The 20,868-nt window shown below is 54.9% G+C and carries 20 protein-coding genes; 13 read left to right on the forward strand and 7 right to left on the reverse strand.

All coding sequences use genetic code 11. The annotated features are described in order from the left end of the window. Positions 1–11 precede the first annotated feature (11 nt). Positions 12–710: a phosphate regulon transcriptional regulator PhoB gene (gene phoB / locus SIB88_RS04190; RefSeq protein ID WP_101245355.1), complete on the forward strand. Its 699-nt coding sequence runs from the start codon at positions 12–14 to the stop codon at positions 708–710. A 115-nt stretch (positions 711–825) separates the two neighbouring features. Here phoB and SIB88_RS04195 read toward each other — a convergent pair whose 3' ends face one another. Next, positions 826–2,895 carry a cation:proton antiporter gene (locus tag SIB88_RS04195; protein ID WP_412557428.1) on the reverse strand — a complete coding sequence of 690 codons (2,070 nt, stop codon included), beginning with the start codon at positions 2,893–2,895 and terminating at the stop codon, positions 826–828. 299 nt (positions 2,896–3,194) lie between these two features. On the opposite strand from SIB88_RS04195, the gene SIB88_RS04200 reads away from it, so the two are divergent. The 7 genes from SIB88_RS04200 to moaE all read left to right on the forward strand — a co-directional run bounded on the left by SIB88_RS04200 (position 3,195) and on the right by moaE (position 10,469). Continuing rightward, complete coding sequence (locus SIB88_RS04200; RefSeq protein ID WP_286887377.1) at positions 3,195–4,157, forward strand: calcium/sodium antiporter; 963 nt, start codon at positions 3,195–3,197, stop codon at positions 4,155–4,157. 47 nt (positions 4,158–4,204) lie between these two features. Then, a complete protein-coding gene (locus tag SIB88_RS04205; protein ID WP_228194618.1) occupies positions 4,205–4,975 on the forward strand; it encodes an SDR family oxidoreductase in 771 nt (256 codons plus the stop codon). A gap of 87 nt (positions 4,976–5,062) precedes the next feature. Continuing rightward, entirely contained in the window at positions 5,063–5,503 is a 441-nt protein-coding gene (gene folB, locus SIB88_RS04210; RefSeq protein ID WP_101245358.1) for a dihydroneopterin aldolase, read from the forward strand. Positions 5,504–5,942: 439 nt separating this feature from the next. Next, a complete protein-coding gene (uvrC, locus tag SIB88_RS04215; protein ID WP_250281747.1) occupies positions 5,943–7,880 on the forward strand; it encodes an excinuclease ABC subunit UvrC in 1,938 nt (645 codons plus the stop codon). 159 nt (positions 7,881–8,039) lie between these two features. Next, positions 8,040–9,290 (forward strand): uracil-xanthine permease family protein, encoded by a 1,251-nt coding sequence (locus SIB88_RS04220; protein ID WP_228194615.1) that lies wholly within the window; start codon positions 8,040–8,042, stop codon positions 9,288–9,290. A 150-nt stretch (positions 9,291–9,440) separates the two neighbouring features. Then, positions 9,441–9,992 carry a CDP-diacylglycerol--glycerol-3-phosphate 3-phosphatidyltransferase gene (pgsA, locus tag SIB88_RS04225; protein WP_412557429.1) on the forward strand — a complete coding sequence of 184 codons (552 nt, stop codon included), beginning with the start codon at positions 9,441–9,443 and terminating at the stop codon, positions 9,990–9,992. Positions 9,993–10,016: 24 nt separating this feature from the next. Further along, complete coding sequence (moaE, locus tag SIB88_RS04230; RefSeq protein ID WP_101245362.1) at positions 10,017–10,469, forward strand: molybdopterin synthase catalytic subunit MoaE; 453 nt, start codon at positions 10,017–10,019, stop codon at positions 10,467–10,469. 24 nt (positions 10,470–10,493) lie between these two features. Here the strand turns inward: moaE and SIB88_RS04235 are convergent, their stop codons facing one another. From SIB88_RS04235 to metX, 4 genes are all read right to left on the reverse strand, one after another. Beyond that, positions 10,494–10,781: a hypothetical protein gene (locus SIB88_RS04235; RefSeq protein ID WP_101245363.1), complete on the reverse strand. Its 288-nt coding sequence runs from the start codon at positions 10,779–10,781 to the stop codon at positions 10,494–10,496. A 16-nt stretch (positions 10,782–10,797) separates the two neighbouring features. After that, positions 10,798–11,640, reverse strand: a complete 843-nt coding sequence (locus SIB88_RS04240) for a hypothetical protein (protein ID WP_412557430.1) — start codon at positions 11,638–11,640, stop codon at positions 10,798–10,800. 120 nt (positions 11,641–11,760) lie between these two features. Beyond that, positions 11,761–12,417 (reverse strand): methionine biosynthesis protein MetW, encoded by a 657-nt coding sequence (gene metW, locus SIB88_RS04245; RefSeq protein WP_412557431.1) that lies wholly within the window; start codon positions 12,415–12,417, stop codon positions 11,761–11,763. A gap of 2 nt (positions 12,418–12,419) precedes the next feature. After that, entirely contained in the window at positions 12,420–13,529 is a 1,110-nt protein-coding gene (gene metX / locus SIB88_RS04250) for a homoserine O-acetyltransferase MetX (protein ID WP_341650688.1), read from the reverse strand. A 237-nt stretch (positions 13,530–13,766) separates the two neighbouring features. Between metX and SIB88_RS04255 the strand changes: the two genes are divergently transcribed. From SIB88_RS04255 to SIB88_RS04270, 4 genes are all read left to right on the forward strand, one after another. Then, on the forward strand, positions 13,767–14,660 hold the full coding sequence (locus tag SIB88_RS04255) for a chorismate mutase (protein ID WP_101245366.1): 894 nt from the start codon (positions 13,767–13,769) through the stop codon (positions 14,658–14,660). Positions 14,661–14,713: 53 nt separating this feature from the next. Beyond that, positions 14,714–15,811 (forward strand): histidinol-phosphate transaminase, encoded by a 1,098-nt coding sequence (gene hisC, locus SIB88_RS04260; protein ID WP_101245367.1) that lies wholly within the window; start codon positions 14,714–14,716, stop codon positions 15,809–15,811. A 1-nt stretch (position 15,812) separates the two neighbouring features. Next, positions 15,813–16,778 (forward strand): prephenate/arogenate dehydrogenase family protein, encoded by a 966-nt coding sequence (locus tag SIB88_RS04265; protein WP_412557432.1) that lies wholly within the window; start codon positions 15,813–15,815, stop codon positions 16,776–16,778. A gap of 84 nt (positions 16,779–16,862) precedes the next feature. After that, positions 16,863–17,744, forward strand: a complete 882-nt coding sequence (locus SIB88_RS04270) for a DMT family transporter (protein ID WP_412557433.1) — start codon at positions 16,863–16,865, stop codon at positions 17,742–17,744. A gap of 5 nt (positions 17,745–17,749) precedes the next feature. On the opposite strand, the gene SIB88_RS04275 is transcribed toward SIB88_RS04270, so the two are convergent. Both SIB88_RS04275 and SIB88_RS04280 read right to left on the reverse strand, forming a co-directional pair. After that, positions 17,750–18,205: a hypothetical protein gene (locus tag SIB88_RS04275; protein ID WP_412557434.1), complete on the reverse strand. Its 456-nt coding sequence runs from the start codon at positions 18,203–18,205 to the stop codon at positions 17,750–17,752. Positions 18,206–18,241: 36 nt separating this feature from the next. Beyond that, positions 18,242–19,933 carry a gamma-glutamyltransferase family protein gene (locus SIB88_RS04280; RefSeq protein ID WP_412557435.1) on the reverse strand — a complete coding sequence of 564 codons (1,692 nt, stop codon included), beginning with the start codon at positions 19,931–19,933 and terminating at the stop codon, positions 18,242–18,244. Positions 19,934–20,067: 134 nt separating this feature from the next. Here SIB88_RS04280 and SIB88_RS04285 point away from each other — a divergent pair, with 134 nt between their 5' ends. Continuing rightward, positions 20,068–20,862, forward strand: a complete 795-nt coding sequence (locus SIB88_RS04285) for a GntR family transcriptional regulator (RefSeq protein ID WP_412557436.1) — start codon at positions 20,068–20,070, stop codon at positions 20,860–20,862. The last annotated feature ends 6 nt before the right edge of the window (positions 20,863–20,868 follow it).

Consider the following 20,868-nt stretch of genomic DNA (forward strand, 5'->3'; position numbering starts at 1 on the left):
AGCATAGGAAGATGGACCCAACGGTTCTTATCGTCGAGGACGAAGCTGCAATCGTAACCATGTTGCGCTACAACCTCGAACGTGAGGGGATGCAGGTTGTCGAAGCCGGTGACGGTGACGAAGCGTTGAAAATTCTTGCTGAAACGCATGTTGATCTTGTCCTTCTGGACTGGATGTTGCCGGTCATGTCGGGGATTGAGGTTTGCCGTCAGATCCGCCGCAAGCCCGAAAGCCGGGATTTGCCGGTCATCATGGTGACTGCGCGCGGCGAAGAAGGGGATCGCATTCGCGGGCTTGATACCGGTGCTGATGACTATGTCACCAAACCGTTCGCGATTGGCGAATTGCTGGCACGTATTCGCGCACTTCTGCGCCGATCCGGTCCGGCGCAACCACAAGGGCAGTTGGTCTATTCCGATATCGAAATGGATCTTGCCGCCCATCGCGTCAGCCGCAATGGCAAGGCCATCCACCTTGGTCCGACCGAATTTCGTCTTCTGCGCTACTTCCTTGAACATCCGGGGCGTGTTTTCTCCCGCGAGCAGCTTTTGAATGCTGTTTGGGGACCGAACATTTATGTCGAAACCCGTACAGTTGATGTGCATATCCGCCGCCTGCGCAAGGCCCTGAATGATGTCAAAGGTACCCGCGACATCATCCGGACGGTTCGGGCGGCCGGCTATGCGCTGGACTCGGAAACTGCGGCCTGATTGATCCGGCCACAAGGCCGGGCTGCTGGCTGGCTGGTTGGATGGCTCGTCGGAAAAATCCTGACAATCAGATCAAACAAAACCCCCGTTGCCACAGGCAGCGGGGGTTTTGCATTTAGCTGTCTTTAGTTTTGCCGCGTGTGGTGCGGCCTGACCGGGATGTAGCCAGTTTGTCTGATGACGCTGTCTTTGTCGCCGGTTTGCGGGGCGCTGCTTTTTTGGCCGGTGTGGTTTTGCCCGACGTTGTTTTGCCCGACGTTGTTTTGGTTGCGGCGGGTTTTGTCGCAACCTTGCGCGCGGTTGTTTTCTTTGGCGTGGCACGCGACGCAGGTTTCTTTGCCGTCGGTTTGGGTTTTGCGGTTTGCGCAGCCGTGCCGGATGCCTTTGTTGTTTTCGCGGTCGCCGGGGACGCAGATGCCGCAGATGGTGTTGTCGCTGGTGCGACGTCTGATGCCGGTGCTGTTTGTGCCGGTTCCGGGGCTTTTTTACGCTGGGTCCTTGGCGCCAGTTCGTTCATCAACAGCATGTCGGCGCGCCGGAACTTGGCGATTTCGGCATCAATGTCTTCTTGTGGCACGTCACAGGCCGACAGCACATGATCCGAAAGCCGAAGGCCGGTTTCCAGTACTTCGGGAATTGCCGCATCGGCCCCGCTGCGCGATAGCGGGCCAATATGGGTGATGTCCTGGGCGCGGGCAAAGATCTTGAGATGCGGATAATGCTGACGTAGAAGCGCAACGGTCTTTTCGGTTGCATGCGGGTTACCCATGGCAACAACCGCAATGCGCGCTTCATCGGTGTGGGCGGCGCGGAATGTTTCCGGGCGCGATCCATCGGCAAAGAATACGGGAAGTCCCTCTGCACGGCCGCGCGAAACCTGTTGGGCATCACTGTCGAGAACAATGAACGGAATATCGCGGGTTTTCAAAAGACGCGCCAGAACCCGGCCAACACGCCCGCTGCCGATGACCAGAACATGCTGGTGGATGCCTTCGGTTTCATCCGAGATCGGGCCAAGCTGGTCGTCTTCCTTGGGATGCAGCTTTTCCTCGATCCGGTGGCCAAGATTGATTAGGGTCGGTGTTAATGCCATCGACAAGGCAACCACCGGGATCAGCATCGCAGCAAGATCGCGCGGAATTGCACCATTCTGGGCCGCCAGTGCAAACATGACGAATGCAAATTCACCGCCTGCTGCCAGGCTCATCGCAACACGAAGGGCCGAACCCCGTTCGAACCGGATCGCCAAGGACAAGACAAACAGAACGGCCGTCTTGATGACAAGCAATGCAATCAGCCACAGCAGCACACTGCCAAACTGTTCATAGACAACATTGGCATTGACCGACATCCCGACCGACATAAAGAACAGCGACAGGAAAACGCCACGGAATGGCGCGATATCGGCTTCGATCTGATGACGGAATTCGGTTTCGGCCAGCATTACACCGGCAATGAACGCGCCAAGTGCCATCGAAAGTCCGGAAACCTCGGTCAGGGTGCTGGCGGCAAGAACAACGAACAGGGTGCCAATCGCAAACAGTTCCGGGTTTTTAAGCGACGCGATATACCGAAACAGATGCGGCAAAAGATATCGTCCTGCGACCAGAAGCAGGGCGACAGAACCGAAGCCAAGAAGAATACTGATCCACGGGCTGGTTTCGGTGCCGGCATTGCCCGCCGCCTGAACCATGATCAGGAACGGACCAACCGCCACGTCCTGGACCAGAAGGATTGCAAGGGCGGCCCGCCCGAAACGGGTATTGAGCTGTCGGTCATCGGACAACTGTTTCAGGATGATCGCGGTTGATGACAGGGCAAGCGCACCGGCAATAACAAGGGATGCTGCCAATGGCAGATCAAGTAGCGCCAGAACGCCCATGATCGCAGCCATTGAAACCAGGATCTGCAACAGGCCGAGTGCGGCAAACCGCCCGCCAATGACGCGCAATCGTTCGCGCGACAGTTCAAGCCCGATCATGAACAGCAGAAAGACAACCCCCAGTTCGGCAACTGTGGAAATGTCTTCGCGTTCGGTAATCAGTCCAAACCCGAATGGCCCGATGCAAAATCCGCCGATCAGAAAACCGATAATCGAATTGGCGCGCAAACGATGCGCGATGGGTACTGCAACCACAGCCGCAGCAAGGATCAGGAACAGCTCGAACAGAACGCTGTGATGCATGGTCAGAATCGATCCGGCAAAGCAGATAAATATTTGAAAACAACGAGATGATCAGGATAGCGGAATTGAACGGTATCGTCCTGTGGAAATTTGACGATGCCAACGCAATTAACCCGTACCGGTTTGATCTGTTTCAAGGCTTGTCTTGTTGGTTTGACCTAATGCGCCGGGCGGGGAATTCAATTGTGTGCTGTGAAAATTGTCATGCCCTGATGACTTGCCAATCCCGGTGCCAGATGCCATGTTCCGCGGGCCTGATCAGGTCCATATAATTGACACCCAATAAGAGCAAACGCGTCTTGGAACAGCTTATCCCCTATCTTCAGATTATCGCCGGTCTTGTCCTGTTGACGGCTGGTGGCGAATTTATCGTGCGTGGTGCCGTTGGATTGGCTCTTTTGCTTGGGGTGTCAAAAGTCATTGTCGGTTTGACGATCGTTGCGGCCGGGACATCGGCGCCGGAATTTGTCGTGTCATTGAACGCATCGCTCAAAGGAACGGCCGATATTGCGATGGGCAATGTGGTCGGATCCAATATTGCCAATATCCTGCTGATCCTCGGTGCGGTTGCGGTGCTTAAACCGGTTGCGGCAGGACGCATCACGGTTGTTCGCGATGGCGGGACCATGCTGCTGGGCACCGTTTTGTTCATCGCACTTTGCATGTTCGGGGCGATTGACCGGTGGGCCGGGGCCTTGATGCTGTGTGTGTTGGCGGCTATCTGGTATTTCACCTACAAGCATGACAAAAACATGCCCAGCGAAGCCAGCCATCTGCATGAAGAAGAAGTTGATGAAGTCGGCGAGGTGCCCAAAGGCTGGGCCAAGCCGCTTGTGGCGACCCTGATCGGGATTGTCGCACTGATGTTCGGGGCGGAATGGCTTGTTGACGGTGGCGTTGCCGTTGCCCGGCAGTTCGGTGTTTCCGAGGCCGTTATCGGATTGACGCTCGTTGCGTTCGGAACGTCATTGCCCGAACTTGCGGCATCTGTGGTCGCAGCATTCCGTGGTCATTCAGATGTTGCACTTGGCAACGTGCTGGGTTCGAACCTTTTGAACCTTCTGGTGATTATTGGCGGGGTGTCGCTTATTGCGCCAATTCCGGTGCCGGAACAGATTTTGAATTCCGATTTGTGGATCATGCTGGCGGTAACCGTCGGGTTGCTTGCTGTTGCCTATGCGTTTCGCAAAATTTCGCGCATTACCGGAAGTGCATTTGTGATTGCCTATTTTGTCTATGTCTTCCAACTTGTAGCAGCCTGAAAACCGGCTTGGTTGAATTGACAGACGCATAAAGGGATCCGCAGAAAATGACTGCACAGGTGCCCAAAACCGTTTTGATTACAGGTGCAGCTAAACGCATCGGTCGGGCCCTGTCGCTTGATCTGGCGCGAAATGGCTATGACGTCGCACTTCACTGTCATCATTCGCGCAAGGATGCCGAAAGCCTGGCCGAGGAAATCCGTGCATTTGGCCGACGCGCCTGTGTGATTTCCGCCGATCTCGCCAGCGAAGAAGACACCCACCGGATTGTGCGCGAAGCACAGGCGGCCTTGGGGCCGATTGCGGTTCTGATCAATAATGCGTCGACATTTGAGTATGATGACATTCAATCGGCCACCCGCGAAAGCTGGGACCTTCATATGGAGGCCAATCTGCGGGCGCCGTTTGTTCTGTCACAGGAATTCGCCAAACGCCTGCCCGACGATGTCAAAGGCCTGATCGTCAATATTATCGATCAGCGGGTCTGGAATCTGAACCCGCATTTCGTGACCTATACATTGTCAAAGGCCGGGTTGTGGACCTTGACCCAGACCCTTGCACTGGCATTGGCGCCGAAAATTCGTGTTAATGCGATCGGGCCGGGGCCGGCTTTGCCTAGTAGCCGACAAACACAGGACATTTTCGATCAGCAGTGCGAGAAAACCCCGCTTAAAGTCGGGACAAACCCGCAAGAGATTTGCGACGCGGTTCGATTTTTCCTTGCCGCGCCTGCCATCACCGGGCAAATGTTAGCCCTTGACGGCGGGCAGCACCTTGATTGGGCGCCCAGTGGCAATAATGACAAGCCAATCGAATGATGTCAGGCATGATGGTCTGACATCGGCCGGACGGGGAGGGCAGCACAAGGCGCCCATACCCAAAAGCAGCACAAGGAAGACCCGACTATGACCGCAGGCCTGAAACAGGATGCCAAAATTACGACATTGCCTTTTGCCGATCTGCCTCATGCAGACCGGGCCGGCAGCCTGCGCCGTGTCTTTGTGCGCGATATGGTCATTCATACCTCGATCGGAGTTTATGACCATGAAAAGGAAGCCCCGCAAAGGGTCCGGATCAACCTTGATCTGGCAGTCCTCGAAGGGGACGGGGTTCAGAATGACGATATCACCACGGTCCTGAGCTACGAGGATCTTGTGGTTGGGACCCGACGCATCTGCCAGGATGGTCATGTGAACCTTGTGGAAACCCTTGGGGAAAAACTTGCGGATATGTGCCTTGCTGATCCGCGCGTGCGCAAGGTGATCGTCCGGGTTGAAAAGCTCGACGTTTTTGAAGACGTCTCGGCGGTCGGGGTCGAAATCGAACGGCACAATATCGCGCGTTGATTTACGCCCGATTTCGTTAAAAAATTTACTTTTTCAAACCGGCGGGCCAAGGGACTCTGTGATTCCCTTAGGGCGAATCGCAGCAGTCCTTATGCACAAGCATTTGGCGAGATGGAATCAAAGGAAAATATTCGATTTTTACGGCTGTATTACCGAATGATTTCATGTTGACAGTTATTTTTGGTATATAAATCAATAACTTAACTGTTTTGCCCAATATTTGGGCACTTCACAGAAAGTTAAGACTCTCAACGGGTGCAGGAAGAAGCCCCCCTATTACCCACATAGTTATCCACAGTCTTGGTGGACATCTTTTTTCCGCCACGATTCCCTGACGCGGTGTTGCGATGTTAATCTTTTCGGCTATGTTCCAAAGCCCGGCCAGATTGTGACGGCCGTCACAACTTTGGATGTATTTGTCTGATTGCGGAGTGCCTTTATGAAACCTGATGCCCCCTCCGAAAACCCGAACGGGGAAGATGCCCCGGGGCGGGAAATCGGTTTGTCCCTTGAAGGTGACGAGAACCGGGGCGGGGCCGCGCGTGGTGTCGAGGCAATCAAATACGCCCTGAAAACCATGCCGGGTGCACCGGGCGTTTACCGGATGCTCGATGACAAGGATCGGGTTCTTTATGTCGGCAAGGCCAAGAACCTTAAAAAGCGTGTGGTGGCCTATACCCGCATCATGCAATTGCCGATCCGGATTGCCCGTATGGTCGCCCAGACGGTCCGGATGGAAATCATCACCACCCATACCGAGGCCGAAGCCCTTCTTCTTGAATCCAACCTGATCAAGAAGCTCAAGCCGCGTTACAACATTCTTCTGCGGGATGACAAAAGCTTTCCCTATATCCTGATCACCGAAGATCATGATTACCCGCGCATCGTCAAACATCGCGGGGCACGCGCCAAGGATGGCAGTTGTTTTGGGCCTTTTGCGTCTGCCTGGGCGGTGAACAATACGATCAACCATTTGCAGCGCGCATTCCTGTTGCGATCCTGTACCGATGCGGTTTTCTCGAACCGGTCGCGCCCGTGTTTGCTGTATCAAATCAAACGGTGTGCAGCGCCCTGTGTGGACCGCATATCCAAGCCGGAATATGACGGGCTTGTTGATATCTGCCGTGACTTCCTGACCGGCCGCAGCCAGAAAATCCTCAAGCAGCTTGAAGCTGATATGATGGCCGCGTCCGAGCGCATGGAATTCGAACAGGCCGCGATGTATCGCGACCGCATCCGTGCATTAAGCCAGATCAGATCGCATCAGGACATCAATCTTGAAGGCGTCGAGGAAGCCGACGTCATCGCCCTGCATCAGGAAGGCGGACAAAGCTGTGTGCAGGTGTTCTTTTTCCGGTCTGGATCAAACTATGGCAACCGGTCCTATTTTCCGCGCCATGAACAGTCTGCGGAAATTCCCGAAATCCTGTCGGCCTTTGTCGGGCAGTTCTATGCCGATAAGCCCGCGCCCAAACAGATTTTCCTGTCTCACGAGATCGAAGGTCAGGAACTGGTCGAAAATGCACTGGGCATCAATAACAACCGCAAGATCGAGTTGCTGGTGCCCAAACGGGGCGGCAAACGCAAACTGGTCGAGCATGCCCTGACAAATGCCAAGGATGCGCTGGGGCGGCGTCTTGCCGAAAGCGCAACACAGCGCAAGCTGCTTGAAGACCTTGCTGACAAGCTTGATCTGGAAAGCACGCCCGAACGGATCGAGGTTTACGATAACTCCCACACCCAGGGGACCAACATGGTGGGCGGGATGATTGTGGCCGGACCGGAAGGCTTTATGAAAAACGCCTATCGCAAATTCAACATCAAGGGCGACATCGCACCGGGTGACGACTTTGCCATGATGCGGGAAGTTCTGACCCGTCGGTTTGCACGCGCCCAAAAAGAAGATCCGGATCGTGAAAATGGCACCTGGCCGGACCTGTGTCTGATTGACGGTGGTTTGGGGCAGCTTGGCGTTGCGCGCGAGGTCCTTGAAGATCTTGGCATCGAAGATGTGATGCTGGTTGGTGTCGCCAAGGGTGTTGATCGAAATGCCGGTAAGGAAGTTCTTCACATCCCGGGCAAGGCACCGGTGCGTCTTGATATGAAAGACCCGGTTCTTTATTTCATCCAGCGCCTGCGCGACGAAGCGCACCGTTGGGCGATCGGAACCCACCGGGCAAAACGGGCCAAGCAGATCGGCAAAAGTGTTCTGGATTCGGTTCCGGGTGTTGGTGGTGCGCGCAAAAAGGCGCTTTTGCATCATTTCGGATCAGCCCGGGGGGTTGCCGATGCCGGGCTTTCGGATCTTGAGGCAGTCGAGGGCATCAGTGCCGCCCTGGCGCGAAAGATCTACGATCATTTCCACGAAAATGACTGATAACCTGTTGCTGATGTCTTGCTTTTTGGCGGCAGGCGGGTAATACCCCGTGTGCATATTGCCGTCCCGGCAGCGCGCTTTTGTGCGATCAACGATCTCAGCTTAAGGAAACAAATGCGATATTTTCCTTCCTGGTCTTTGACCCGGTCTTCAACAGTCATGCCTGATGAACGTCTGCCGTGGGGTGAGATGTTCCCGATGGGATTGCAGCATCTTGTTGCCATGTCTGGTGCCACAATTCTTGGCCCGCTTCTGATGGGGTTTGATCCCAATCTGGCCATTCTGTTTTCCGGTATCGGAACCCTGATTTTCTTCATCTGTACTGCCGGTCGGGTGCCAAGTTATCTGGGCTCGTCCTTTGCGTTTATCGCGGTTGTCATTGCTGCGACGGGATATGCGGGGACCGGTCCGAACCCCGATATCGGGGGCGCGCTTGGTGGTATCATTGCAGCCGGGGCGCTTTATGTCGCCATCGGTCTGGTTGTTATGGCAACCGGGACGGGCTGGGTTGAAAAACTGATGCCGCCTGCGGTGACGGGTGCCGTCGGTGCGGCCATTGGCCTGAACCTTGCGCCGGTGGGGATCAGCGGCATCACAGGTGACAATATGCACATGCTGGTGGCGCTTCTGACCTTGTTGTCGGTTGCTGCTGTTTCTGTCTATGCACCTGTTGCGTTGCGCCGTGTTTCGATTCTGGTCGGTATTTTGGCGGGTTATGGTCTAGTTCTTGTTCTGGGGAATGGTCTGGGACTGATGCCGGGTGTTGATTTCTCTGGTCTTGCGCACGCCGCCTGGTTTGGCATGCCGGATTTCGTTGCACCGCGTTTTGAAAGTTCCGCCATGGTCATGATCGCACCGGTGGCCTTCATTCTGGTGGCTGAAAACCTTGGTCATATCAAGGCGATCGGCGGCATGACCAAACAGAATATGGATCGTTATATCGGCCGCGGTTTTGTTGGCGACGGCTTGGCGACCATGCTGGCAGGTTCGGGTGGTGGCACGGGGGTGACCACCTATGTTGAAAATATGGGTGTCATGGCGGTCACACGCGTTTTCTCGACCCTGATTTTCGTCATTGCAGCGGTGATTGCCATTTTGCTTGGGTTCTCTCCGAAATTCGGGGCATTGCTGCACACAATTCCGGCACCGGTTCTGGGCGGGCTTGGCGTGGCTGTGTTCGGATTGATTGCCGCGGCAATGGTCCGTTTGTGGGTTGATAACCAGGTTGATTTTTCTGATCCGCGCAACCTGTTTACGGTTGGTATTACCCTGATTTTCGGTGGTGGCGACTTTACCGTGACGTTCGGTGGTTTTGCGATTGGCGGGATTGGAACGGCTACTCTGGCTGCGATCATTCTTTATCAGGTTCTGAGTATCGGCCGGAAAAAGAAAGACGCCATAGCCGCTTAGATAAATGACTTGGGCCGTGTCTCAGTTTTATGGCAATTGAACACGGCCCTTGTCGTCATGGACCCAAGGCTTTAATAATTGCGCGGCTTCGGGGTGCAAATCCCTCTGGCTGGAAATTGTCGCCCTAAATACCCGCAAACAGGCCTGTTCATGAAAAACCAGATTCCCAATCTGCTGACCTTGTCGCGCATCATCGTGATCCCGGCACTGGTCGCATCGTTTTACATTGACGGACCGGTTGGCAACTGGATCGGTTTTGCGCTGTTTGCCTTTGCCGGGGTGACCGATTTCTTTGACGGTTATCTGGCGCGCAGCATGAATGTGGTTTCTCCGCTTGGCCGGTTCCTTGATCCGATTGCGGACAAGTTGCTGGTGGCTGCAGCCCTTATGATGATGGTGGCGTTTGAACGCATTGCCGGTCTTGCGGTATTGCCGGCTGTCGTGATCATGTGCCGCGAGATCATGGTTTCGGGCTTGCGCGAACATCTTGCCGAACTGAAGGTGCCGCTTCCGGTGACGGTGCTTGCGAAATGGAAAACAACCGCCCAAATTCTGGCGATCGGCTTTCTTCTGGTCGGGGATGCGTCGCCCGAGGTTATCCCGTCGATCTTAATTGGTGATATCTTGCTGTGGATCGCAGGGATTGTAACGGTTCAGACCGGCTATATCTATTTGCGGACCGGGCTTAAGCATCTCGACTGAGTTTCGAATTACCGGACTGGGGCCATGTCGCGCGTTTCTGTTCAACAACATGATTTTGACCCGGGGGCAGAACTGTCTGCACTGACCGATGGTCGCACCGATATCGGGGCTGCTGTCAGTTTTGTCGGGTTGGTACGTGATCTTCATGGCGATGATCGGGTATCAAGCCTGACGCTGGATCACTATCCCGGCATGACAGAACGCGAACTTGAAAAAATTGCGGACGAAGCATCACAACGCTGGCCGCTTGATGATGTTCGCATTGTTCATCGTTTCGGCAAAATGCTGCCTGGCGATCGCATCGTGCTCGTTATTACCTTATCCGCGCATCGACGTGCCGCGTTCGAGGCCTGCGATTTCATTATGGATTTCCTGAAAACCCGCGCACCATTCTGGAAACGTGAAGAAACGCCGGAAGGTGAAAAATGGGTCACCGCAAAGGCATCGGACGACGCCGATGCCGATCGGTGGAACTGACGCCAGGTCGCCCTTTCAGGCCCGTCAGACGAATTTCAAAATCAGCGCCACCATCGATGACAAGGCGGTTTGCAGGGTGGCTGCATCATTTACCTTGTTCCGCAAATCCTGCATGGCGGCGACATCCTGGTCGCTTACGGTAATGGCACCTTGCAGCTGCTTGGTGCGCAGGGTGACAATCAGTTCCGCGGCCTGATCAAGTTTGGGTTTGGTGGCGATCTTTTGATCAATGCTTGCGGATTGATAGGTCACCAATGCCTGTTGATAGGCCTGTTCGGCGGCTGAGATCAGGGTGTCGATATTCTCGGTCATGTGATGATCCCCGGCTTTACTGTGTTGCAGTTTCAAGCAGGCCTGTGCCCTGCGTGACAAGTTCTTGCGGACTGAGCTTGTTGATTTGATCGGCAAGGGTGATGCCCTGTTCAACAGCCCCGATCAGGGATGCGACATCCAGTCTGGCGTAATTGTCGATCTGTCCCTGCAATTTGTCGCCAAGTTTTGTCGCGGTCAAAAATGCCCGCAATGTTTTGGACTGCATTGCCTGTTCTTCGGCCAAAAGGCCTTGCCAGCGTTGCCACCAGATCTGGTATTCTAGGTCCCGCGCTTCGGGGTCGTTGCTGTCATTCTTGCGGAATGTATTCAGCTCGGCGATCAGTGTGCTGCGTCGTGTCAGATATGTCGGCGGATTGCGCGCAAAATCACTGGTGATGGTTGCCAGTTGCGTGCGCAGCTTTTCGAGTATTGGTCCCGATTGGGTAACAGCAGATGCACCAAGTGCGGAACCTGCTTCGATATTGTCAAAGATGGCGACGAATTGCTGATACTGGTTGCGCAGGTCACGAAGCGTTGCAGTCCATTGATCGCGCACGGTCGGGGATATCTTGACCGCATCCGGATCCAGAAGTGTTTCGATATTTGATGGTGTTACAGACCCGGTGAATGCAGCCATGTTGCGCACAAATTCATCACGCTGTGCATCCGCCGATTTGGGGAAGGGGGCAAACTGGGCACTGAAGGCGGCATCATATCCGTCAAAGGCGGTTTCGGTTGCCGTGCCAAACTGTGTGACCGAAAGTTTGAGTGTCTCGGCCTTCTGGCTGCATGCGGCAAGCAGGCCGATGACGGTGACAAGGGTACCGTTACGAATGATGCGTTTGAATGTGCAAAACATCTTTTGTCCCCGCGATGAATTTGATGGTCATCAGACGCGGACAGACCGGGTTTGTGATGCAAAACAAAACGCCGCAACAATTGTTACGGCGTTTGTCAGGTTGGAAACAGGAAAGATGGGTTATTTGCTCAGCATGAACAGGGCCTGATTGCCAAAGAAGTTGGCAAAGCCCGAATGGCTGTCCATTGAAACACGCGATCCGCTTTCATTCAGAACCATTGATCGTTCGATCTTGAGATTCATTTCATTGCACAAGGCGACAAAGTCCCGCACGGTGCAGAAATGGATGTTTGGCGTTTCATACCACATGATCGGAAGGTTCGGGTTTTGCGGCATCCGACCACGGAACATCAGGTCAAACCGCGCACGCCAATGTCCGAAATTCGGAAAGGACACAATCGCCTTGTTGCCGATACGCAGCAATTCCGACAGGACTTCTTTCGGGCGATGGGTGGCCTGAAGGGTCTGGCTGAGGATCGCGTAATCGAACGCGCCATCCGGATAATCGCCAAGATCGCGATCCGCATCCCCCTGCATCACAGGAAGCCCCTGTGCGACGCAATTGCGCACCCCTTCGTTGGAAAGTTCAAGACCGCGACCATCGACATTTTTGGTGCGGGTCAGATAGCCAAGAAGCTCCCCGTCACTGCATCCGATATCAAGAACACGTGTGCCGGGCTCGACCATGTCGGCGATCAGCTGAAGATCGACACGGATGCGGTCGCTATGTGCCGGAAGCGACGGGGTGCCGGCGGCATTTGAAACAGTATTGGTCATGATTATTTCAGTCCCCGGCTTTCGGCAGCACCATCGATAAAGCCGCTCAGAACCATGTGGAAATCGGGTTCATCAAGTAGGAAGGCATCATGGCCCTTGTCACTTTCGATCTCGACACAGCTGACATTACACGATGCCGCATTCAATGCATGGGCAAGGGTCCGGCTTTCAGCGGTGGTAAAGCACCAGTCGCTTGAGAACGAGATAACGCAGAACCGGGTTTTGCAGCCGGTAAAGGCCTCGGCGAGCCTGCCGTCATATTCCATCGACAGATCGAAATAATCCATCGCACGGGTGATATAAAGGTAACTGTTGGCGTCAAATCGATCGACAAAGCTTTTGCCCTGATGGCGCAAATAGCTTTCGACCTGAAAATCATGGTCAAAACTGTATGTGATTGCGCCGCGGTTCTGAAGCTTGCGACCGAACTTGCGATGCAGGGCCGGCTGTGACAGATAGGTGATATGGGCGGTCATGCGCGCAACGGCCAGACCACGCGCCGGTTTCTTGCCTTCGAGCAGGTAATTACCCCCGCACCAGTCCGGATCGGCCATGACGGCCTGACGACCGACTTCGTGGAAGGCGATATTTTGCGCGGAATGGCGGAATGATGTTGCAATCGGGGCTGCGGCAAAAACGCGCTCCGGATAGCTTTTGCACCATTCAAGGACCTGCATTCCGCCCATGGAACCGCCAATGACCGCAAACAGGGTATCAATGCCCAGCGCATCAATCAGCATGGTCTGGGCGCGCACCATATCGGCAATGGTGATCACCGGGAAATCAAGCCCCCAAGGCTTGCCGGTTTCCGGGTTGATATCCTTGGGACCCGTACTGCCAAGGCAGCCGCCAATCACGTTGCTGCAAATCACGAAATATTTGTCGGTATCGATGATCTTGCCCGGCCCGACAATTTCGCGCCACCAGCCTTCCTTGCCGGTAATCGGATGAACATCATCGGCAACATACTGATCCCCGGTCAGGGCATGACAGACCAGAATCGCGTTTGATTTATCGGCATTGAGTTCGCCATAGGTCTGATAGGCCAGCGTAAAGGGACCAAACTCGACACCGCTATCAAGGCGCAGCTTGTCCGTCTCTCCCAGAACCATATGATGGCCGGGGAGCGGCGGGCGCTTGTCTTTGTTAAGGGCGGTGTTCATGGACGTTGGTTTCCCTGTCATAACGTGACTTTTCGCTAAAACCCGGTTGTGTTTTTGCATTTGTTGCCGAGTTTGCAGAAAATTCGTTTGTTCTAGCTATGAAGCAGACCCGGTTTAGTCAATCTTTTCTTTGCAATTCGGCGGCCCTGTCCTAATACTGTGCGCCGTTCAAAAGAAGAGTAGATTATGGCGTCTGACGATAAAAATTTGGCAAATCTTGACCTTGATGGTTTGCGCGGCGAGATCGACGAAATCGATCAGGCGCTGCAATCGCTGATCATTCGGCGCACCAAAGTAGTCCAGGCCGTCGGGGCCTATAAGGACCGGGTGATTGCTGCTGGTGGCAAGGTCAAGGTGCCCTATCGTCCGGCCCGCGAAGCCCGCATCATGCGGACATTGGTCAATCGTCACGACGGGGCCTTTCCGAAATCGGCACTGATCCAGATCTGGCGCGAAATGATCGCGGCGGGCACAAGGCTTGAAGCGCCATATACGGTTGCATTGTGTCGTAACGCCGATGGTCAGGATTGCTGGGAACTTGCCCGCCTTAACTTTGGCTGTTTGAACGAAATTATCGAATTTGATACCCCGCGCGAAGCATTCGGTGCGCTTGAAGACGGCCGGGCGGCGGTCGGTGTGTTTCCCAAACCCGAATTTGGTGAAGCCATGCCGTGGTGGACGCTGCTGACGGATGATACGGCAGTCAAGGTCGTCTCCAAATTGCCATTTGGCGGTCGCCCGGTCGGGCGCGGCGAACAGACCGAGGGTTTTGTTCTTGCCGCGATTGATCTGGAAGACAGTGGCGATGACCGGACTCTGTTTGTTGTCAGCTTGTCGAAAGAAATATCGATGGATACGGTGCGCAAAAAAATTGCGGATGGTATCGACGGGGCGACAATCCTTGGCTTTTCTGACGATACGGTCGCAGATCGGCGTTTTGTTCTTGTTGATGTGCCGGGATTCTTTTGTAATCGCGCCGACGCGTTCGAGGACACACTCGCAAAACAGGGACTTGCCCCTGAAAGCTTGCGTGTGGTCGGTGCCTATGCGGTGCCGATTTCAGAAGACGCACTGAGTTAACAATTTTTGGCAGGCTGCCATTGGCTGCCGCTTCCTCTGGGAGAACCTAAGTTATGTCTGCGCCCACCCCCCGCCCCGGAATTCTTGATATCGCGCCCTATAAGGGTGGAAAATCCAGCTCTGCTGGTGCCCAGCGCGTGATCAAGCTGTCGTCCAACGAAGGTGCCCTTGGTCCGAGCCCCAAGGCAATGGAGGCCCTTCGCAATACTGCTGATCGTCTGCATCGTTATCCGGATGGTGGTTGTGATCTTTTGCGCAACAAGCTTGCCGAAAAATACGGCCTTGAAGTTGACCAGCTTGTTTGTGGTGCCGGTTCCGATGAATTGCTGACGCTTTTGATCCGTGCCTATGCCGGTCCGGGCGACGAGGTTCTTTATTCGCAGCACGGCTTTTTGATGTATCCGATTGCGGCAATGGGTGTTGGTGCAACCCCGGTCACCGCGCCGGAAACCAACATGACGACCGATGTCGATGCATTGCTTGGCGCTGTTACCGACAAAACCAAGATCGTCTTCGTTGCCAACCCGAACAACCCGACCGGGACCTATATCACCGATGCCGAGATGAAGCGTCTGCGTGATGGCCTGCGCGAAGATATCGTTCTGGTGGTTGATGCGGCCTATGCCGAATTCATGACCGGTCAGGAAGATTACAGTGCGGGTGAAGAACTGGTCAAAGCCGGCAACAACACCGTGATGACCCGGACATTCTCCAAGATTTATGGTCTTGGCGGCATTCGTCTTGGCTGGTGCTATGCGCCGCCGGCAATTGCCGATGTGTTGCAGCGCCTGCGCAATCCGTTCAACGTGCCGCTGCCGACCCAGGAAGCGGGCGTTGCAGCCCTTGATGATGATGATTTCGTCAATGAATGTGTACGCCACAATGCGGAAACGCTTGCCTGGTTCCGTGACGAGATCAATGCGATTGCAGGCCTGAAGGCTCATCCGAGCTATGGCAACTTTGTCATGGTCGAATTCCCGGAAGTTGCTGGCAAGGATGCCGATGCCGCCAATGATTTCATGATGGCCCGTGGCGTGATCCCGCGCAAAATCGGTGCCTATGGTTTGCCGCAGATGCTTCGTGTTTCCATCGGCACGAAGGAAGAAATGGAAATCTGCCTTCAGACCATCAAAGACTTTGTGAACCAGTAAAATGACCAATACCGCATCCCAGCCGCTTTTTGATACTGTTGCCTTTATCGGTATGGGCCTGATCGGGTCCTCAATGGCGCGTCGCATCAAACGTGACGGCCTTGCCAACAAGATCACCTGTGCCGTGCGGTCTGAAAAGACCCGCGATCGCGTGCTTGAACTTGGCATCGCCGATGAAGCTTATTGTGACATCAAGGAAGCGGTCGGGGATGCGGATCTGGTGATGATCTGTGCGCCGGTCGGTGCCAACGAAGCCATTGGCGCGCAGCTTGCCGGTGCCTTGAAAAAGGGTGCGATTGTTTCTGACGTCGGATCGGTCAAGCAATCGGTCATTCGTGACATTGCACCGTATCTTGACGAAGGCGTGCATTTTGTTCCGGGCCATCCGCTTGCCGGGACCGAGCATTCCGGTCCGGATTCAGGTTTTCCCGAATTGTTCGAGGAACGCTGGTGCATCCTGACCCCGATTGCGGGCGAACCCGAAAGTGCGACCCAGAAAGTCAAAGCCCTGTGGGAAGCCTGTGGCATGTATGTCGAATGCATGGATGCCGACCATCATGATCGCATTCTGGGGATCACATCGCATCTGCCGCATCTGATTGCCTACACCATCGTCGGTACGGCAACCGATCTTGAAGATGCCCTGCGTCAGGAAGTGATCAAGTTTTCCGCATCGGGTTTCCGTGATTTTACCCGTATTGCGGCATCCGATCCGACCATGTGGCGCGACGTGTTTCTGAACAACCGCGAAGCCGTGCTTGAAGTTCTTGGCCGTTTTCAGGAAGACCTGATGGCATTGCAGCGCGCCATCCGCTGGGGCGAGGGGGATAAACTGTTTGATTTGTTTACCCGCACGCGCGAAATCCGCCGTGGCATTGTCGATGCCGGACAGTATTTCACCAATTTCTCGGCCGAGGGTGAAAACCGCCAAAGCGACGAAAAGGGCAAGAAAAAGCCCACGGAATAATATCGAGACGGCCTGTTAGTACAGGCCGTCATTCGGTTGGTGATGCGCCCCATTCTGCACCGCCCGCCGGTTAGAGGGGAAGTCATGTCTGCCACCAACCACCCGGCATTCGGCCGGATCATGCCGTTTGTCTTTGTGTTTCTCTGGAGCACCGGATTTGTCGGCGCCAAATTCGGCCTGCCATATGCCGATCCGTTTGTTTTCCTGTTTGTCCGGTTTGCGATTGTCATCTTGTTGATGGTGCCGGTCGTGATGCTGATGAAGGCAAGATGGCCGTCCTCCTGGCGGGAAGCATCGCATATCGGAACGGCCGGCGTTCTGGTGCATGGCATTTATCTGGGCGGCGTTTTCTGGGCGATTGATACCGGTTTGCCATCCGGCCTTGCCGCACTGATTGTCGGGTTGCAGCCCGTTGTCACGGCATCGGTTGTTGGCAGTCTTCTTGGCGAACGGGTTTCGATGCGCCAGTGGGGCGGACTGGTTCTCGGACTTGTCGGTGTGGCCCTTGTCCTTGTGCCCAAAATTGGCGATGGCATTGGCATTACCCCGTTTGGCATCGGGCTGGCCGTGATGGCCTTGCTGGGGATGACCGCCGGTACATTATATCAAAAGCGTTTCTGTACCGGCATGGACCTGATGAGCGGTACGGTCATTCAATATGTTGCCGCTGCGGCCTTTGTCGGTGTCGTCGCACTGTTCAAGGATGAGCTCTCCGTCGAATGGAGCATGAACTTCATTCTGGCGATGGCGTGGCTTGTGCTGGTGCTGTCAATCGGTGCGATCATGTTGTTGATGGTTCTGATCAAACAGGGTGAAGCAACCCGGGTCGCCAGCATGTTTTATCTTGTGCCGCCGACCGCTGCTTTCTTTGCGTGGGTTCTGTTCGATGAACATCTTGGTGCGCTTGGCTTTGCCGGTTTCGGGGTTGCGGCACTTGGCGTTGCGCTGGTGATTATGAAACGCTAGGCCGGTCAGGCCAGTCTTGCTGCCAGGCAGGCGGCAAGAAGCTGGGCGATGGCTTGTTCCTGCAGGCTAAACGGCTGTTGCAGGCGCAGGTAATTCATCGTGCCGACAACCTGTTCGCCCAAAATCACCGGGACATTCATAACCTGATCAAGACCCAGTCCAAGGATGGTTTCGTGGTCGGAGAATGCCCAGCGAATATCGTCAGCACCGCTGCCAAGATTGATGTGGCGATCTATCAGGACCTTTTGTCCCCACGGCGTGTCCTTTTTCGGTTTGCGACCGCCAACCGGGTAAATTTCGGGCATGGTTGACGCTATGCGCTCTACCTCGATCGTGGCGGGGTGGTAACGCATGGCGCTGTATAGTTCGTTTGGGATCGCGTTCGCACAAAGGTCGTGAAACGCTGTATCTGCCGTCGCCGGATCAGTCAGTTGCGCAAACAGTTCGGTCGGAATGTCCATGGTGCCTGTCTCCTGCGTGGTGGTGGCGCGAAGGGGTTAAGCGTTGACTGTTGCGGTGCCGGCACGGCGGGGGTCGGCAAAGGCGCTCAGATTGCCGTTTTCATCAGACATGGCGACACAGATCCCGCCAGCCTTCCAGGTTTGTTGCGGCCAGGCTTCCATGTCATGACCGCGCGCTTGCAGCTCCGCGATCGCGGCATCCGGCAGGTCCTGTTCATAAAGAACCTTGTTCGGATAGGCGATGTGGGGGGCAAAGGAGCCGGGATAGGCATAACTTGAAACGCGCGGTTCCAGAATGGCTTCCTTCAGGCCTTTGCCGCGATCCATCATATGGATAAGAACCTGTGCCATCGCCTGGATCTGAATGTCACCGCCCGGCGTTCCCATTGCGATCCATGGTTTGCCATCTTTCAGGCCAAGGATGGGGTTGGGTGTAAGGCGCGGGCGTTTGCCCGGTGCCAATGCATTCAGATGCCCCGGGATGGCGCGTGACTGTGACCCGCGCGACGATACGCTCAGTCCTGTGCCGGGAATGACCTGGGTGTCTGAGCTTGGGTCGCTTGGCGTGGCAGAAAACATGTTGCCGTCGCCATCAATCACACTGACATGTGACGTGTCGGCAGAACCGCGCGCATATTCGGGAGTTTCGCCGGCGTTATTGCGATACGCGGCATTGATGTGATCCATGTCGCCCGGGGCGGGCATCGGATCAGAACGGGTTTCCGATATCGTTGCCAGGCGTTGAGCAACAAAAGAGGCATCAAGCAAGGACGCCGGATCAACTTTCATGTAATCGGGGTCGGTGACAAAGGCTTCGCGGTCGGCGAAAACCCGTTTAAGCACCTCAAGCAGGAAATGCCGGTCAATATCGCCATCTGGCGTAAGGATCCGCTCCTTGCCAGCCGTTTCAAGCATGGTCAGTGTTTCAGCCATTGAAATGCCCTGACACCATGCCCCGCAACAGTAAATTTCGCTGTCGCGGAACTTCACCGGAAATGTTGTTTCTTCGCGCACTTCATAGGATGCCATGTCTTCCATGGTCAGAAGACCGCCATTTTCAGCATGGAATGCGGTGATGCGCTGGGCAATTTCACCGTCGTAAAACGCTGCCCTTGCCGCGGCCAATCCGGCTTTGCGGTCACCTTTGGCATTGCGTTCGGCATCGACCATGATTTGCAAACTGTTGGCGAGATCCGTCTGGACAAAGGTTTCGCCAACGACCGGCGGTTTGCCATTGGGCAGGAAAATCTCGGCTGTTGATTCAAATCGCTGATATTCGCGGTGACGGGATTTTACGAATTCGGAAAGCAATTCGAACACCGGAAAACCGTCACGTGCCGCCTTGATCGCCGGGGCTGCCACATCACCAAAGCGCATGGTGCCAAATTCGGACAGGGCGCGAATCCAGGCGGCCGGGGCGGCGGGGACCACAGTACGCAAAATGCCCTCGGGCACGGAATCGCCGAAATTTTTGTGGAACCATTCGACATTGGCGGCTTTGGGCCAAACACCAACCCCGTCATAGCTTGTAATCCGTCCGGTTTTGCCATCACGCAAAATGATCGGGGCAACACCGGCAACAGAAACAAGTTCGGGGTGAACAACGCCAAGTGCCAGCCCCGCAGCAACGCCGGCATCGATGGCATTGCCGCCTGCGCGCAGCATTGTTTCCGCTGCTTCTGTGGCGATCGGATGGCCTGTGGCAATGGCGAAGTTATTGGTACTCATAGGTTTTCCTTGAAGTCTTTCCAAAACAGCAAAGGCGGGACGTAACGCGCCCAACCGCCGTTATCTTCATAACTGTTTCTATTCTTTAACTACGTAGTTGACAAGCCATAACTAGTTAGTTTTATGATTGTGTCATGAACAAGGAACGCACAACAAACGCACTGAAACGTGTGGCCGCAGAAATGGAAGCCAGTGATGCAAACAGCTCGCTTCCAAAATATGCACGCCTTGCCGAAGCCTTTTACGGCTGTGTCCGAGATGGTCATTACCTGCCCGGTGATCCTTTGCCGAGCGAGACGGAACTGTGCGACGTCCTTCCGGTCGGTTTGAGCACCGTGCAAAAGGCGCTGGCGCAGCTGGTTGAGCAGGGCATCGTTGTGCGTCGGCGCAAACTCGGGACTTTTATTGCCGATTTCCGAAATCAGGTCCCCGAGGTGCACGTCTATCGGTTTCGCGATCCGGTCACGGGTGAAAACCTGTTGCCCTATACGCGGGGAATCTCGGTCGAAGAAGCCCATACCGAAGAACTCGGACCATTGGCCGCCGGCTTTGAAGGAGATCCGGTCGTACGACTTGATCGTCTGGTCTGGATCGAAGGCGAACGCCCGGTCTTCAGTTCCATTTTCCTGCGCAACGCCCACGCCGAGGGACTGTCAGACCGTGGTGGTCTGAACAATTTTGACGGTGTTTCGGTCCACCGGCATCTCGCAGAAAAATTCAATCTGCCGACCTTGTCGGTCACACATCGCGTCACGGCGGACGAACTGTCTGCCAAGGCCTGCGCAAACCTTGATCTGGCGGCACCGCATGTTGGCCTGATCTGGGAAGCAACAGATCGCAGTTTCAACGAAAAACAAATTCTTGTGCAGCGTTTCGAACTGCCAAGGGGGCACCGTCCGATGGAAATCATCGAAGGAAAAAAATCGTAAAGATTT

The organism is Thalassospira sp. MIT121401, from assembly GCF_047125595.1.
GTDB classification, from domain to species: Bacteria; Pseudomonadota; Alphaproteobacteria; order Rhodospirillales; family Thalassospiraceae; genus Thalassospira; species Thalassospira povalilytica.

Coding starts and splice junctions, on each gene's coding strand:
- phoB (WP_101245355.1), top strand. CDS start 12: ATGGACCCAACGGTTCTTATCGTCGAGGACGAAGCTGCAATCGTAACC.
- SIB88_RS04195 (WP_412557428.1), bottom strand. CDS start 2,895: ATGCATCACAGCGTTCTGTTCGAGCTGTTCCTGATCCTTGCTGCGGCT.
- SIB88_RS04205 (WP_228194618.1), top strand. CDS start 4,205: ATGACTGCACAGGTGCCCAAAACCGTTTTGATTACAGGTGCAGCTAAA.
- folB (WP_101245358.1), top strand. CDS start 5,063: ATGACCGCAGGCCTGAAACAGGATGCCAAAATTACGACATTGCCTTTT.
- uvrC (WP_250281747.1), top strand. CDS start 5,943: ATGAAACCTGATGCCCCCTCCGAAAACCCGAACGGGGAAGATGCCCCG.
- SIB88_RS04220 (WP_228194615.1), top strand. CDS start 8,040: ATGCCTGATGAACGTCTGCCGTGGGGTGAGATGTTCCCGATGGGATTG.
- pgsA (WP_412557429.1), top strand. CDS start 9,441: ATGAAAAACCAGATTCCCAATCTGCTGACCTTGTCGCGCATCATCGTG.
- moaE (WP_101245362.1), top strand. CDS start 10,017: ATGTCGCGCGTTTCTGTTCAACAACATGATTTTGACCCGGGGGCAGAA.
- SIB88_RS04235 (WP_101245363.1), bottom strand. CDS start 10,781: ATGACCGAGAATATCGACACCCTGATCTCAGCCGCCGAACAGGCCTAT.
- SIB88_RS04240 (WP_412557430.1), bottom strand. CDS start 11,640: ATGTTTTGCACATTCAAACGCATCATTCGTAACGGTACCCTTGTCACC.
- metW (WP_412557431.1), bottom strand. CDS start 12,417: ATGACCAATACTGTTTCAAATGCCGCCGGCACCCCGTCGCTTCCGGCA.
- metX (WP_341650688.1), bottom strand. CDS start 13,529: ATGGTTCTGGGAGAGACGGACAAGCTGCGCCTTGATAGCGGTGTCGAG.
- SIB88_RS04255 (WP_101245366.1), top strand. CDS start 13,767: ATGGCGTCTGACGATAAAAATTTGGCAAATCTTGACCTTGATGGTTTG.
- hisC (WP_101245367.1), top strand. CDS start 14,714: ATGTCTGCGCCCACCCCCCGCCCCGGAATTCTTGATATCGCGCCCTAT.
- SIB88_RS04265 (WP_412557432.1), top strand. CDS start 15,813: ATGACCAATACCGCATCCCAGCCGCTTTTTGATACTGTTGCCTTTATC.
- SIB88_RS04270 (WP_412557433.1), top strand. CDS start 16,863: ATGTCTGCCACCAACCACCCGGCATTCGGCCGGATCATGCCGTTTGTC.
- SIB88_RS04275 (WP_412557434.1), bottom strand. CDS start 18,205: ATGGACATTCCGACCGAACTGTTTGCGCAACTGACTGATCCGGCGACG.
- SIB88_RS04280 (WP_412557435.1), bottom strand. CDS start 19,933: ATGAGTACCAATAACTTCGCCATTGCCACAGGCCATCCGATCGCCACA.
- SIB88_RS04285 (WP_412557436.1), top strand. CDS start 20,068: ATGAACAAGGAACGCACAACAAACGCACTGAAACGTGTGGCCGCAGAA.